Raw genomic sequence first — 12,624 nt, 5'->3', positions numbered from 1 at the left:
ATGACAAGTGAAGCCCAACCGACCACTCCCGCGTCCTCGGCCACTCCCCTCGTCTCCCTCAGGAACGTGAACAAGCACTTCGGTGAGCTGCACGTGCTGCGGGACATCAACCTCGAGGTGACACGTGGTGAGGTCGTGGTGGTGATCGGCCCGTCCGGCTCCGGGAAGTCGACGCTGTGCCGCGCCATCAACCGGCTGGAGACCATCGACGACGGCGAGATCACCATCGACGGCGAGGTGCTCCCCGCGGAGGGGAAGGCGCTCGCGAAGCTCCGGGCGGACGTGGGCATGGTGTTCCAGTCCTTCAACCTCTTCGCCCACAAGTCCATCCTGGAGAACGTGACCCTCGGTCCGATCAAGGTGAAGGGCATGAAGAGCGGTGAGGCCAAGGAGCTCGCGATGTCCCTGCTGAAGCGTGTGGGCGTGGACAACCAGGCGCAGAAGCTCCCCGCGCAGCTCTCCGGCGGACAGCAGCAGCGCGTCGCCATCGCCAGGGCACTCGCCATGAAGCCCAAGGTCATGCTGTTCGACGAACCGACCTCGGCACTGGACCCCGAGATGATCAACGAGGTCCTCGACTCCATGGTGGCTCTCGCGAAGGAAGGCATGACCATGATCGTGGTGACCCACGAGATGGGCTTTGCCCGGAAGGCGGCCGACCGCGTGGTCTTCATGGCCGACGGCCAGATCATGGAGGAGGCCCGGCCCGAGGAGTTCTTCACCAACCCGCGGAGCGAACGGGCCAAGGACTTCCTCGGCAAGATCCTCGCCCACTGAACCAGCTCGCCCCGTACCCCATGAGGCCTCCGCGAGGCCCGACGCAAGGAGAAGCAATGCACAAGACCCGTTATGCCGCAGCAGCCATGGCTGCCGTCGCAGCCCTGACCCTGTCCGCCTGCGGTGGAAGTGACGATTCCTCGGCCGAGGGCGGCGAGGGCGGCGGAGAGATGATCCGCGTCGGCATCAAGTTCGACCAGCCCGGGCTCGGCTACGACGAGGGCGGTTCCTACTCCGGCTTCGACGTGGACGTGGCGAAATACGTCGCGAACGAGCTCGGCTATGCGGAGAACCAGATCGAGTTCGTCGAGGCGCCCTCCGCCAACCGCGAGAACCTCCTGTCCAACAACCAGGTGGACATGATCTTCGCGACCTACTCCATCACGGACACCCGCAAGGAGACCGTGGACTTCGCCGGCCCGTACTTCGTGGCCGGTCAGGATCTCCTGGTCTCCGCGGACAGCGACATCACCGGCCCCGAGGACCTCGACGGCCGCAATCTCTGCTCGGTCACCGGATCCACCTCCGCACAGAAGATCAAGGACCAGTACCCCGGTGTCGAGCTCGTGGAGCAGCCCGGCTACGCCGAGTGCGTCACCGCCATGGGCGGCGGACAGATCGATGCCGTCACCACCGACGACATCATCCTCGCGGGCCTCGCCGCCCAGCCCGTCAACGCCGGTAAGTACAAGGTGGTGGGCAACACCTTCTCCGAGGAGAACTACGGTGTGGGTCTGCCCAAGGGCAGTGACCGCTGCGAGGACATCAACGCGGCCATCACCAAGATGATCGACGACGGCGCCTGGGAAGAGGCGATCGCCCGCAACACCGAGGGTGCGGACTACACCCCGAATGCGGACCTCAACCCGCCGACCCCCGCGCCCTGCGCGTCCTAGCACCCTCGTCACTGGTGGGGTGGGTCCGAGGGACCACCCCACCAGTGACGTGTTCCCACCCGGAAAGGGGTGAACCGTGGAGAACTACCTGACGCTCTTCGAGACCTACGACGTACCCGCGGCGTTCTGGGTCAACATCCAGCTGTCCTTCTGGGCGGCCATCTGGGCCCTGGTTCTCGGTACCGTCCTGGCACTGTTCCGGATCTCGCCGATCCAGAGCCTGCAGTGGTTCGGTGCCGCCTACGTCAACATCTTCCGCAACACGCCCCTGACCGTGATCCTGGCGTTCGGTTTCCTCGGCCTGTTCTCCGTGATGCAGATCAGCCTCGCGGAGAACCTCGGATCGAGCCTGTTCCGGATCGCCATCCTCGGGCTCGCGCTCTACCACGCGGCCTTCGTGTGCGAGGCGATCCGCAGCGGGGTGAACACCGTGCCCCTCGGTCAGGCCGAGGCCGCCCGCGCGATCGGTCTGAGCTTCCTGCCGGCCGCACGCCTGGTGATCCTCCCCCAGGCCTTCCGCGGGGCCGTCGCCCCGCTCGGGAACGTGCTGATCGCGCTCATCAAGAACTCCACGGTCGCGGCCGCGGGTTCGGTGGCCACGGAGTCCTCGAGCCTCATGAAGACCATGATCGAGTTCCGCTCGGACCTCGTGATCCCCATCTTCTTCACCTTCGCCCTCGGGTTCGTGATCCTGGTGATCCCCATCGGGCTCCTGACCACGTGGGCCTCACGGAAACTGGCGGTGGCCCGATGAGCGCGCAGCAGGTCCTCTTCGACGCACCCGGACCCCGGGCCCGGCGCACCATCCTGATCGGGAACATCGTCGGCGTCCTCGTCGCCCTCGGTGTTCTCGCCTGGGTGGTCTCCGCGCTCGCCGATCGCGGTCAGCTGGCGGGCAGCATGTGGTCGCCCTTCCTCGAGGGCAGGACCTGGGAGTTCTTCATCCTGCCGGGGCTGCTCAACACGCTGAAGGCCGCCGGGGCGTCGATCGTGGGCGCCGTGCTGTTCGGTCTGGTCTTCGGCGTAGGCAGGCTCTCCCACGCGGCCCCGATCCGCTGGGTGGCCGGGACGGTGGTGGAGTTCTTCCGCGCCGTCCCCGTGCTGCTGATGATGATCTTCTTCTGGTTGGCACTCGGCCGCTCGGGTGTCGTCCAGCCGCAGGACGCCCCGTTCCTGGCCGTGGTGATCGCCCTGACCCTCTACAACGGGTCCGTGATCGCCGAGCTGGTGCGCTCGGGGGTGCACGGCCTGCCGAAGGGCCAGCGCGAGGCGGGGATGGCGATCGGCCTGACCCGGACGCAGTCGCTGCGGAACGTGGAGGTCCCCCAGGCCCTCCTGGCCATGCTGCCGGCGCTCGTCAGCCAGTTCGTGGTGATCCTGAAGGACTCCGCGCTGGGCTTCATCATCACGTACCCGGAGCTGCTGCAGGGTGTCCGGCGGCTCGGGGTGGGCGAGGGCAACGTGATCCCGTCGCTGCTCGTCGCCGCGGCGATCTTCATCGCCATCAACTTCGCGCTCTCCTCCCTGGCCACCCGGCTGTCCGGCTTCCTGAGTTTCCGGACCCGGGGACGCCGGCCCGCGGCGCGCGGGAGCATGACGATGGATCCGGCGTCCACCTAGGACAGGCACTCCAGCGCAAGGGCCCGGCGGTTCCGCCGGGCCCTTACCGCGTCCTCCGCCCGAACCTCCCTGCGCCGTCCCCGCTCCGAGCACCGTCGCCCCCGGCGAGCGAGGGCGGCGGTCGCTCACATCGACGACCGCGCGGCCCGGCTCATCGTCCCAGGGGCGGCCACTTCAGGACAGCTCGCTCAGGACAACCAGGTGGTCAGTGCTCGCAGGCAAGCACGGACGGCATCGGCCTCGACGTGCTCGTCGTCGGTGTGCGCGAGGAGCGGGTCCCCGGGGCCGAAGTTGACCGCCGGCACCCCGAGGGCGCTGAACCGGGCTACGTCCGTCCAGCCGTACTTCGGCTTGGGCGCGGCACCGACCGCCGCCACGAAGGCGCCTGCTGCGGGATGCTGCAGGCCCGGGCGTGCGCCGGCGGCGGCGTCGGTGCGTTCCACGACGAATCCGTCCAGGAGCGCCCGGACGTACTCCTCCGCCTGCGCGGGTGACTTGTCCGGCGCGAAACGGTAGTTCACCTCGATCACGGTGCCGTCCGGGATCACGTTGCCCGCCGTGCCACCGGAGATCCGTACCGCATTGAGGCTCTCCCGGTAGTCCAGGCCGTCCACGTGCACGGTGGCAGGTGTGTGGTCCCGCAGCCGGACCAGCACCTCGGCGGCGTCGTGGATGGCGTTCTGTCCCATCCAGGCCCGCGCCGAGTGCGCCGCCCGGCCGGCCACCCGGACCTCGAAGCGGGCGGTGCCGTTGCAGCCGCCCTCCACGGTGCCGTCGGTGGGTTCCAGGAGCACGGCGAAATCGGCCACCAGCCAGTCGGGGGACGAGGCGGCGACCCGGCCGAGACCGCTGAGCGAGGCCTCCACCTCCTCGTGGTCGTAGAAGACGAAGGTCACGTCCCGGGACGGGTTTGGCAGCGTGGCCGCGAGCGCCAGCTGCACCGCGACGCCGCCCTTCATGTCCGTGGCTCCCCTGCCGTAGAGGACCTCCCCCTCCCAGGAGGAGGGGACCGTGCCGCGGGAGCCCGGCACGGTGGGCAGCGGCACGGTGTCGAGGTGACCGGCGAGGATCACGCGCTCGGCACGCCCGAGGTTCGTGCGCGCCAGCACGCAGTCGCCGTCCCGGAGGACCTCGAGGTGGTCGAGCCGGCGCAGGGCGTCCTCCACGGCGTCGGCGATCCGTCCCTCGTTCCCGGAGACGCTCTCGAGGTCGAGCAGCCGGGCGGTCAGCTGCGCCACGTCGGAGGTGAGATCGAGGTCGGGGGGCGTCGTTCCACTCATGCCGCAACCCTATCGCTCGGTAGACTGCTGCCCATGACTGCTCCCACCCCCACCTCCGCCGTGCCCGCCGCCCACCGTACGGGGGGCGGGCTCGGCCTCGCGACGGTGACCGCGGACGGCACCGTACTGGACACCTGGTTCCCGGCCCCCTGGCTCGGCGACGACTCCACCGGTGACGGCTCCGCGGACGGCGGGCGCGGTGGGAAGGCGGAGCTCCGGGACACCCTGGAAGCACTCGCGGTGGCGGGCGTGGACGACGCCCGGAAGGTGACGCAGCGCGTGGTGGAGCTGACGGTGGACCTCGATGCCGCGCCGGTGAGTACCGAGGACGCCTACCTGAGGCTGCACCTGCTCTCCCACCGCCTGGTGCAGCCGAACTCGGTGAACCTCGACGGCGTCTTCGGGTTGCTGGCGAACGTGGTCTGGACGAACTTCGGCCCCGTCGCCGTCGACGGCTTCGAGACCGTGCGGGCCGCCCTGCGCGCCCGGGGCCCGGTGTCCGTGTGGGGCGTGGACAAGTTCCCGCGCATGGTGGACTACGTGGTGCCCGCGGGCGTGCGGATCGCCGACGCGGACCGCGTGCGGCTCGGCGCGCACCTCGCCGAGGGAACCACGGTGATGCACGAGGGTTTCGTGAACTTCAATGCCGGCACCCTCGGCACCTCCATGGTGGAGGGGCGGATCTCCGCGGGCGTGGTGGTGGGGAACGGCTCCGACGTGGGCGGCGGGGCCTCGATCATGGGGACGCTCTCGGGCGGGGGCAAGGAGCGCATCACGATCGGCGAGCGCTGCCTCCTGGGTGCGGAATCAGGCGTGGGGATCTCGCTCGGGGACGACTGCGTGATCGAGGCCGGCCTGTACCTCACGGCGGGCACCAAGATCACGTTGCAGGACGGCTCGCTCGTGAAGGCCCAGGAGCTCTCCGGTGAACCCGGCATCCTGTTCCGCCGCAACTCCACCACCGGCACGGTGGAGGCACGGCCGCGTACCGGGGAAGGGGTCGCGCTCAACCCGGCGCTCCACGCCAACTGACCCGTGCCCGCCCGCCCGCCCTCCCCCGCCGTACGCCGTCGTCGGCGACGCGTGGGAACTGCGGCCGTGCTGCTGCTGGGAACCGCCGTGGTGCTCGGCGGTGCGTACGCGGCACTCTCCGAGCCGGACGAACGCGAGGTCCTGGTGCGCGAGCGCTGCACCGCCACCGTTGCCGCGGGGAGCTTCGAGCTCGCCCCGGACCAGGCCGCCAACGCCGCCCTCATCGCCGCGGTCGCCGTGGACCGGGGACTGCCGCCGCGGGCCGCCTCGATCGCGATCGCCACCGCCGTCCAGGAGTCCAGCCTGCGGAACCTGGACCACGGGGACGACGCCGGACCGGACTCGCGCGGCCTGTTCCAGCAGCGCCCGTCCCAGGGCTGGGGCACCCAGGAGCAGGTCATGACACCCACCTACGCCGCGGGCGCCTTCTACGACGCCCTCGTGGAGGTGCCCGGGTACGAGCTCCTGCCCCTCACCGAGGCCGCGCAGACCGTGCAGCGCTCCGCCTTCCCCGAGGCCTACGCGCAGCGCGAGCCCGAGGGCCGGGCCTTCGCCTCCGCACTCACCGGGCAGTCCCCCGCGGCGCTCACCTGCACGTTGCGTGAGGCCACGGGGGCCGGGGATCCCCTGGTCGTACGCAGCGCGGCGGACGAGGTGTTCGGACCGCTCGGGGGCACGGTGGACGGTACGAGCCTGGTCCTCGACAGCACCGGGACCACCGGGTGGGCCGTGGCCCAGTGGGCGGTGGCCCATGCCGCGGAGCTCTCCATCACCTCCGTGGAGTACGCCGACCTCGCCTGGGTGCGGGGAACCGAGGGGTGGGGTCCTGCCACCACGGACGGGCTGAGGATCACGGTCGCGGGAGCCGTCCCCTGAGCCCCGGCCCGGGTGACGAGCACCTCGGCGAAACGGGAACCGCGGGTGGCAGGCCACCGGGCGCCGCGTCCTAGGATGGAGGGCATGAAGATCCTCGTCACCGGTGGCAGCGGCTACATCGGTTCCCACACCGTCCTGACCCTGCTCGAGAACGGCCACGACGTGGTGGTGGTGGACAACCTGCTGAACTCCACCGAGACCTCGCTGCACCGCGTGGCGGAGCTCGCGGGCCGCACCCCCGCCTTCCGCCGGGTGGATCTGCTCGACGAGGAGGGCCTGCGCGCCGTGTTCGCGGAAGAGCAGGTGGACGCGGTGATCCACTTCGCGGGCCTGAAGGCCGTGGGCGAGTCCGTGGCGAAGCCCCTGTACTACTACACCAACAACGTGGGCGGCACCCTGAACCTGCTGCGCGTCATGGACGACGCCGGCGTCCGCACCCTCGTGTTCAGCTCCTCCGCCACCGTGTACGGCGCGTCCGAGGAGGTGCCGCTCACCGAGAAGCTCCCGCTCGACGCCGTCAACCCGTACGGCCGCACCAAGGAGCAGATCGAGGACATCCTCTCCGATCTCGGTGCCGCGGACCCCCGCTGGAACATCGCCCTGCTGCGCTACTTCAACCCGGTGGGCGCCCACTCCTCCGGCACCATCGGCGAGGACCCCACGGGTGTGCCGAACAACCTGCTCCCCTTCGTGGCCCAGGTGGCCGTGGGACGGCGGGAGAAGGTGCTGGTGTTCGGTGACGACTACCCCACCCCGGACGGCACCGGCGTACGGGACTACATCCACGTGGTGGACCTCGCAGCCGGTCACCTCGCGGCTCTCGACTACCTCACGAGGCACCCCGGCGTGCACACCTGGAACCTCGGCACCGGGAACGGCTCCTCCGTGCTGGAGGTGCTCGCCGCGTTCTCCGCGGCCGTGGGACGGGACGTGCCCTACGAGTTCGCCCCCCGCCGGCCGGGCGACGCCGCGGTCAGCTACGCGGACCCGTCCTCGGCCCTCGCCGATCTCGGCTGGTCCGCGACCCGCAGCCTCGCCGACATGTGCGAGGACCACTGGCGGTGGCAGAAGAACAACCCCGAGGGGTACGCCTCGGCCGGGTAGCGCCCGACCCGGGCCGGCGCGATCCGCTCGAGCGCGATCCGGTCGAGGACGGCTCCCGCGGCGGAAGAACGACGGCAGGACCACAGCAGGAACGACGACGGCGACCGTCCACCGGGAGGTGGGTGGTCGCCGTCGTCGTACCCGCAGCGAGGTCGGCCGGAGCCGGTCCCTCTCGGGTCAGTGCGTCGGGTAGTGACGCTCGCCCTCGCCGATGTACAGCTGGCGCGGTCGCCCGATCTTGGTCTGCGGGTCCTGTATCATCTCGCGCCACTGGGCGATCCAGCCGGGCAGGCGGCCGATGGCGAAGAGCACCGTGAACATCTTCTCGGGGAAGCCCATGGCCTTGTAGATCAGGCCCGTGTAGAAGTCCACGTTCGGGTAGAGCTTCCGCTCGATGAAGTAGTCGTCCGCGAGGGCCTTCTCCTCCAGGCGCATGGCGATGTCGAGGAGCTCGTCGTTGCCGCCGAGCTTGCTGAGGATGTCGTGCGCGGTGGCCTTGACGATCTTCGCCCGGGGGTCGTAGTTCTTGTAGACGCGGTGACCGAAGCCCATGAGCTTCACCCCGTCCTCCTTGTTCTTCACCTTCTCCATGAAGTCCTCGGGCTTCGTGCCCTTGCTCTTGATGTCCCGGAGCATGTTGAGCACGGCCTCGTTGGCCCCGCCGTGCAGCGGGCCGGAGAGGGCGTTGATGCCGGAGGAGATGGACGCGAACATGTTCGCGTTGGAGCTGCCCACGAGGCGCACCGTGGAGGTGGAGCAGTTCTGCTCGTGGTCCGCGTGCAGGATGAGCAGCAGATCGAGAGCCTTCACCATCATGGGATCGACGTCGTAGGGCTCGGCCGGCAGACCGAAGGACAGTCGCAGGAAGTTCTCCACGAGATTCATGGAGTTGTCCGGGTAGAGCATCGGCTGGCCGATGGACTTCTTGTGCGCGTAGGCCGCGATCACGGGGAGCTTCGCCATGAGCCGGAAGGTGGAGACCTCCACCTGCTCGTCGTCGGAGGGGTCCAGGGAGTCCTGGTAGAACGTGGAGAGCGCCGACACCGCGGAGGAGAGCACGGGCATGGGGTGCGCGTCGCGGGGGAAGCCGCCGAAGAAGCCCTTGAGCTCCTCGTGCAGCAGGGTGTGGCGGCGGATGCGTCCGTCGAAGGAGCTCAGCTCCTCCGGGGTGGGCAGGTTCCCGTAGATGAGCAGGTAGGAGACCTCCAGGAAGCTGGAGTGCTTCGCGAGCTCCTCGATGGGGTACCCGCGGTAGCGCAGGATCCCGGCGTCGCCGTCGATGTAGGTGATGGCGGAGGTGGTGGCCGCGGTGTTCATGAACCCGGGGTCGTAGGTGACCTGGCCGGTCTGCTTCAGCAGTTTCGACACGTCGTAGCCGTGGTTGCCCTCGGCTGCGGGCACCAGGGGCAGGCTGAGCTCCCCGCCGTCGTAGTGCAGGGAAGCAGCATTCTGCTCGGTCATGGATTCCCCTTCAGGAGCTGGAGCGAGGTTCTCGCCGCAATCATCGCCGCGCCCGCGGACGGTGGTCCGTGCAGGCGCCGGCACATTCAGGCCACACGCTACCTCCAGGCGCCCATGATCACTAATCCGGACGGCCTTCGTTGTGGAACAGCAATGTCGGCGCGCGTCAGCGCCCGGAGCCCGTGAGTCTCCGCACCGCGGCGTCGATCCGTTCGTCGCTCCCGGTCAGCGCCACGCGGACGAAGCCGTTCCCGGCCTCACCGTAGAAGGTTCCCGGTCCGGCCAGGATGCCGAGCTCGGCGAGTGCGGCGATGGCGTCCCAGGTGGGCCTGCCGTCGGACACCCACAGGTACAGGCCCGCCGCCGAACCCGACACGGTGAATCCTGCGGTCTCCAACGCCGGGACCAGCGCGGCCCGACGTCGACGGTAGCGGTCCTTCTGCCCGGCCACGTGGGTGTCGTCGCCGAGCGCCGCGCGCATGGCCTCCTGCACCGGGTACGGGACGATCATGCCGGCGTGCTTCCGGGAGTTGACGAGCGTGGCGATGAGCGCCGGGTCGCCGGCCGTGAAGGCGGCCCGGTACCCGGCGAGGTTGGACTGCTTGCTCAGGGAGTACACGGCCAGCAGGAGCTCGTGGGAGTCCCCGCTCACCCGGGGGTCGAGGACGCTCGGCACGGGCTCGCCGCCCTCGGCGGGGTCCCACGGACCCCAGCCCAGTTCGCCGTAGCACTCGTCGGAGGCCACCACGGCACCGAGCGAGCGTGCTGCGTCCACGATCGAGCGGAGACCCGCGACGTCGAGCACCTCCCCCGTGGGATTACCGGGTGAGTTGACCCAGACCAGCCGGACGCGGGCACGGACGTCCTCGGGCAGCTCGTCCAGCGAGTCGGCGGCCACGGGCGTGGCCCTGGCCAGGTGGGCGCCGACGTCGTACGTGGGGTACGCGACCCGGGGGCGCACCACCACGTCGCCCTCGCCGAGACCCAGCAGCAGCGGCAGCCAGGCCACGAGCTCCTTGGATCCCACGGTGGGGAGGATGTGCTGCGGATCGATCCCGGGCACTCCCCTGCGCCGGGCGAACCACCCGCTGATGGCCTCACGCAGCGCGAGCGTCCCGTGCGTGGTGGGGTAACCGGGGGCATCGGTCGCGGCGGCCAGGGCATCCTGGACCACACGCGGTGTCGGATCCACGGGGGTGCCGATGGACAGGTCCACGATCCCGTCGGGATGACGGGACGCAATGTCCCGGTAGGGCACCATGGCGTCCCACGGGTAGTCGGGCAGCTGCAGGCCGAAGGACCTCGGCTCCGCGTCCCCCACCTAGGCCGGCTGGTTCTGGGGCGGCAGCGCCGCGATGATCGGGTGGTCGAACCCGGTGTTGCCCACCTTCGCCGCGCCGCCCGGTGATCCGAGGTCGTCGAAGAACTCCACGTTGGCCTTGTAGTACTCGGCCCACTGCTCCGGGGTGTCGTCCTCGTAGTAGATGGCCTCGACCGGGCAGACCGGCTCGCACGCGCCGCAGTCCACGCACTCGTCGGGGTGGATGTAGAGCGACCGCTCACCCTCGTAGATGCAGTCGACGGGGCATTCCTCGATACAGGCCTTGTCCTTGACATCCACGCACGGCTGCGCGATTACGTAGGTCACTTCCCACGCCTTTCCTGGTGACTGGGGTGGCTGACGCACCTTGGGTACGGGTTCCAGCTTAACGCAAGGGCCCGGGCCACCGGCACCTGACCGATCGGCATCCGCGCGGCTCCCCCCGACGCCGTCCGGGCCTACCCTTGATGGGTGCAGAGCCCCCTCGCCCTCCTCGCCTCCCTGCCCCTGGACACCAGGGTGGTGATCCGGCGCCGGCTGGAGCACGGGTTCACCGACTCGCTGGGGGAGCTGGTGGAGTTCGGTGACACCACCTGCACCGTGCGCACGCGGAAGGGCGACGACGTCGTCCTGCTCGCCGAGATCACGGCTGCCCGGCAGGTGCCGCCACCGCCCCCCAGGCGCGGACCGCGACGTCACGGCACCGACGCCTCACGACAGGAGTGACGGACGGCAGGAACCTCAGTCCGAGGGCGACCCGTCGTCCCCATGTGACAGCGACTCCCCGGTCACAGCGCCCGTCCGCCGCATCGGAGCGAGAGGGTGGAGGAACCGCATGACGATGGCAGCGCCGATGAATGCGGCGGAGAACGGGATCATCGCCGAGGCGACGACCGAGTACAGCCCGAGGGTCCAGATCGGAAGGGCGGTAGTGCCGCCCATGCCGCCATTGATCAGCTGCGGACCGAGGACCGCGAGCAGGATCCCCACGAGCCCGAGGATCACACCCCAGGTCAGGACCACCTCCCAGGGCTTCGCTCCACCGACCTCCCGTTCCTCGTCCGCCGCCCGTTGTTCACCCATGATGTCTCCCCTCCGGTCCTGCACAGCATCCGGAGCTTCACCGAACCACCTTTCATCCCAGCAAGCAATGGTTCGTGGGGAACCATCGACCATCCGCCGTGCACCACCGGTCAATCAGCGATTGGGACCCATCAATCAGAAGCTCGTCCTCCCGTACACTGGGCGGATGGACACGAACGAGGACCTCCAGGCCCGGGGACGGGCGCTCAGCTCCCCGGTCCGGCTCCGCATCCTCCGGCTCTGCCTGCACCAGCCGAGGACCAACAAGGAGATCGCCGAGGTCCTCGAGCTCAACCCGGCCACCGCGCTCCACCACGTACGCACGCTCCTGGCGACGGGCTTCCTGGTCGCCGACCAGCCGCGGACCGGCAACCGCGGCGCGAAGGAGATCCCGTACCGCGCCACCGGCCTGTCCTGGACCAGCCGCATCCCCAACGCCGCCCCCGTGCTGGTGGAGACCTTCCTGCAGGAGATCGAGGGCCTGCAGCCCGAGGAGATCGACGTCTGGCGCCTCGGCGTGAAGCTGAACGACGAGCACCGCACCGAGATGATGCACCGGCTCCGGGAGGTCCTGGAGGACTACGCGCGGCGCGGCCCGGACGCCGACGGCACCGCGACCTCGATCCTGCTGGCGCACCACCTCGACCGCACCGCCGACTGACGTGCCGGACGCCGCCTGACCTGTTCGGCCCCTACCGGCGCCCCGACCTCCGCAGCACCACGCTCGTGACCACCACTGCGGCGAGGGTCGTCACCACGACCCCGAACAGCCAGAGATTACCGGCGAGCGAGACCGCGGGGGCTGCGGCGTTCGACCCGGTGACCACCAGCGTCTGCCGCGACGTGGACAGCACGGCCACCACCACGTAGGCCGCGGCCCCCGCCACCGCCGTCGTCAGGATGTTCCTCGCCCACAGTCCGCACAGCAGGAAGACGCTGAACGCAAGCACCAGGGCACCGAGGGCCCCCACGGGGATCCCCGTTCCGCCGGCGTACACGAGGTGGCCGTGCAGGAGCGTGCCGAAGACCCCCGCCACCAGCCCGCCCACGACGGCTCCCAGCAGCGCGACGAGCCGGCCCGGGCCGCGTTGCGGCCGATCACCGGCGGCACGACCGGACACGCTCGCCCCGCCGCCGTCCGTGCCCACGGTCCGGGCCCTGTCCCCCATCACCC

General features: G+C 69.9%; 14 protein-coding genes and 1 pseudogene. 9 read left to right on the top strand and 6 right to left on the bottom strand.

Annotated features, from left to right (window positions below; all coding sequences use genetic code 11):
• The 4 genes from AC792_RS02590 to AC792_RS02575 all read left to right on the top strand — a co-directional run bounded on the left by AC792_RS02590 (position 1) and on the right by AC792_RS02575 (position 3,293).
• Entirely contained in the window at positions 1 to 777 is a 777-nt protein-coding gene (locus tag AC792_RS02590; protein ID WP_049829031.1) for an amino acid ABC transporter ATP-binding protein, read from the top strand.
• Positions 778 to 833: 56 nt separating this feature from the next.
• Positions 834 to 1,673 (top strand): glutamate ABC transporter substrate-binding protein, encoded by an 840-nt coding sequence (locus AC792_RS02585; protein WP_049829030.1) that lies wholly within the window; start codon positions 834 to 836, stop codon positions 1,671 to 1,673.
• Between the two features lie 76 nt (positions 1,674 to 1,749).
• Positions 1,750 to 2,427: an amino acid ABC transporter permease gene (locus AC792_RS02580; protein ID WP_049829029.1), complete on the top strand. Its 678-nt coding sequence runs from the start codon at positions 1,750 to 1,752 to the stop codon at positions 2,425 to 2,427.
• Complete coding sequence (locus AC792_RS02575; RefSeq protein WP_049829028.1) at positions 2,424 to 3,293, top strand: amino acid ABC transporter permease; 870 nt, start codon at positions 2,424 to 2,426, stop codon at positions 3,291 to 3,293. Before AC792_RS02580 ends, AC792_RS02575 begins: the two co-directional genes overlap by 4 nt.
• Before the next feature lie 188 nt (positions 3,294 to 3,481).
• Here the strand turns inward: AC792_RS02575 and dapE are convergent, their stop codons facing one another.
• Complete coding sequence (gene dapE, locus AC792_RS02570) at positions 3,482 to 4,573, bottom strand: succinyl-diaminopimelate desuccinylase (RefSeq protein ID WP_049829027.1); 1,092 nt, start codon at positions 4,571 to 4,573, stop codon at positions 3,482 to 3,484.
• Positions 4,574 to 4,606: 33 nt separating this feature from the next.
• On the opposite strand from dapE, the gene dapD reads away from it, so the two are divergent.
• From dapD to galE, 3 genes are all read left to right on the top strand, one after another.
• Positions 4,607 to 5,605, top strand: a complete 999-nt coding sequence (dapD, locus tag AC792_RS02565) for a 2,3,4,5-tetrahydropyridine-2,6-dicarboxylate N-succinyltransferase (RefSeq protein WP_049829026.1) — start codon at positions 4,607 to 4,609, stop codon at positions 5,603 to 5,605.
• 51 nt (positions 5,606 to 5,656) lie between these two features.
• Positions 5,657 to 6,481 carry a hypothetical protein gene (locus tag AC792_RS02560; RefSeq protein ID WP_152915984.1) on the top strand — a complete coding sequence of 275 codons (825 nt, stop codon included), beginning with the start codon at positions 5,657 to 5,659 and terminating at the stop codon, positions 6,479 to 6,481.
• An 84-nt stretch (positions 6,482 to 6,565) separates the two neighbouring features.
• A complete protein-coding gene (gene galE / locus AC792_RS02555) occupies positions 6,566 to 7,585 on the top strand; it encodes a UDP-glucose 4-epimerase GalE (protein WP_049829024.1) in 1,020 nt (339 codons plus the stop codon).
• Between the two features lie 177 nt (positions 7,586 to 7,762).
• On the opposite strand, the gene AC792_RS02550 is transcribed toward galE, so the two are convergent.
• The 3 genes from AC792_RS02550 to fdxA form a co-directional block, all read right to left on the bottom strand.
• Positions 7,763 to 9,046, bottom strand: a complete 1,284-nt coding sequence (locus AC792_RS02550) for a citrate synthase (RefSeq protein ID WP_049829023.1) — start codon at positions 9,044 to 9,046, stop codon at positions 7,763 to 7,765.
• 166 nt (positions 9,047 to 9,212) lie between these two features.
• Positions 9,213 to 10,367 (bottom strand): succinyldiaminopimelate transaminase, encoded by a 1,155-nt coding sequence (gene dapC, locus AC792_RS02545; protein ID WP_268753331.1) that lies wholly within the window; start codon positions 10,365 to 10,367, stop codon positions 9,213 to 9,215.
• Entirely contained in the window at positions 10,368 to 10,694 is a 327-nt protein-coding gene (gene fdxA, locus AC792_RS02540; protein WP_049829022.1) for a ferredoxin, read from the bottom strand.
• A 144-nt stretch (positions 10,695 to 10,838) separates the two neighbouring features.
• On the opposite strand from fdxA, the gene AC792_RS02535 reads away from it, so the two are divergent.
• The gene (locus AC792_RS02535; protein WP_049829021.1) at positions 10,839 to 11,093 is read left to right on the top strand and encodes a putative acetyltransferase; all 255 of its coding nucleotides are present in this window, start codon (positions 10,839 to 10,841) and stop codon (positions 11,091 to 11,093) included.
• A 15-nt stretch (positions 11,094 to 11,108) separates the two neighbouring features.
• Here AC792_RS02535 and AC792_RS02530 read toward each other — a convergent pair whose 3' ends face one another.
• Positions 11,109 to 11,450 (bottom strand): hypothetical protein, encoded by a 342-nt coding sequence (locus tag AC792_RS02530; protein WP_049829020.1) that lies wholly within the window; start codon positions 11,448 to 11,450, stop codon positions 11,109 to 11,111.
• 166 nt (positions 11,451 to 11,616) lie between these two features.
• On the opposite strand from AC792_RS02530, the gene AC792_RS02525 reads away from it, so the two are divergent.
• Positions 11,617 to 12,111 (top strand): ArsR/SmtB family transcription factor, encoded by a 495-nt coding sequence (locus tag AC792_RS02525; RefSeq protein WP_049829019.1) that lies wholly within the window; start codon positions 11,617 to 11,619, stop codon positions 12,109 to 12,111.
• 31 nt (positions 12,112 to 12,142) lie between these two features.
• Here AC792_RS02525 and AC792_RS17190 read toward each other — a convergent pair.
• A pseudogene (locus tag AC792_RS17190) lies at positions 12,143 to 12,624 on the bottom strand (hypothetical protein); the annotation flags it as partial.

The sequence above is a fragment of the Arthrobacter sp. RIT-PI-e genome, from assembly GCF_001187915.1.
Lineage (GTDB): Bacteria > Actinomycetota > Actinomycetes > Actinomycetales > Micrococcaceae > Arthrobacter_D.
The sequence above is the reverse complement of the archived record's forward strand: the minus strand, read 5'-3'. Positions and strand labels throughout refer to the sequence as shown.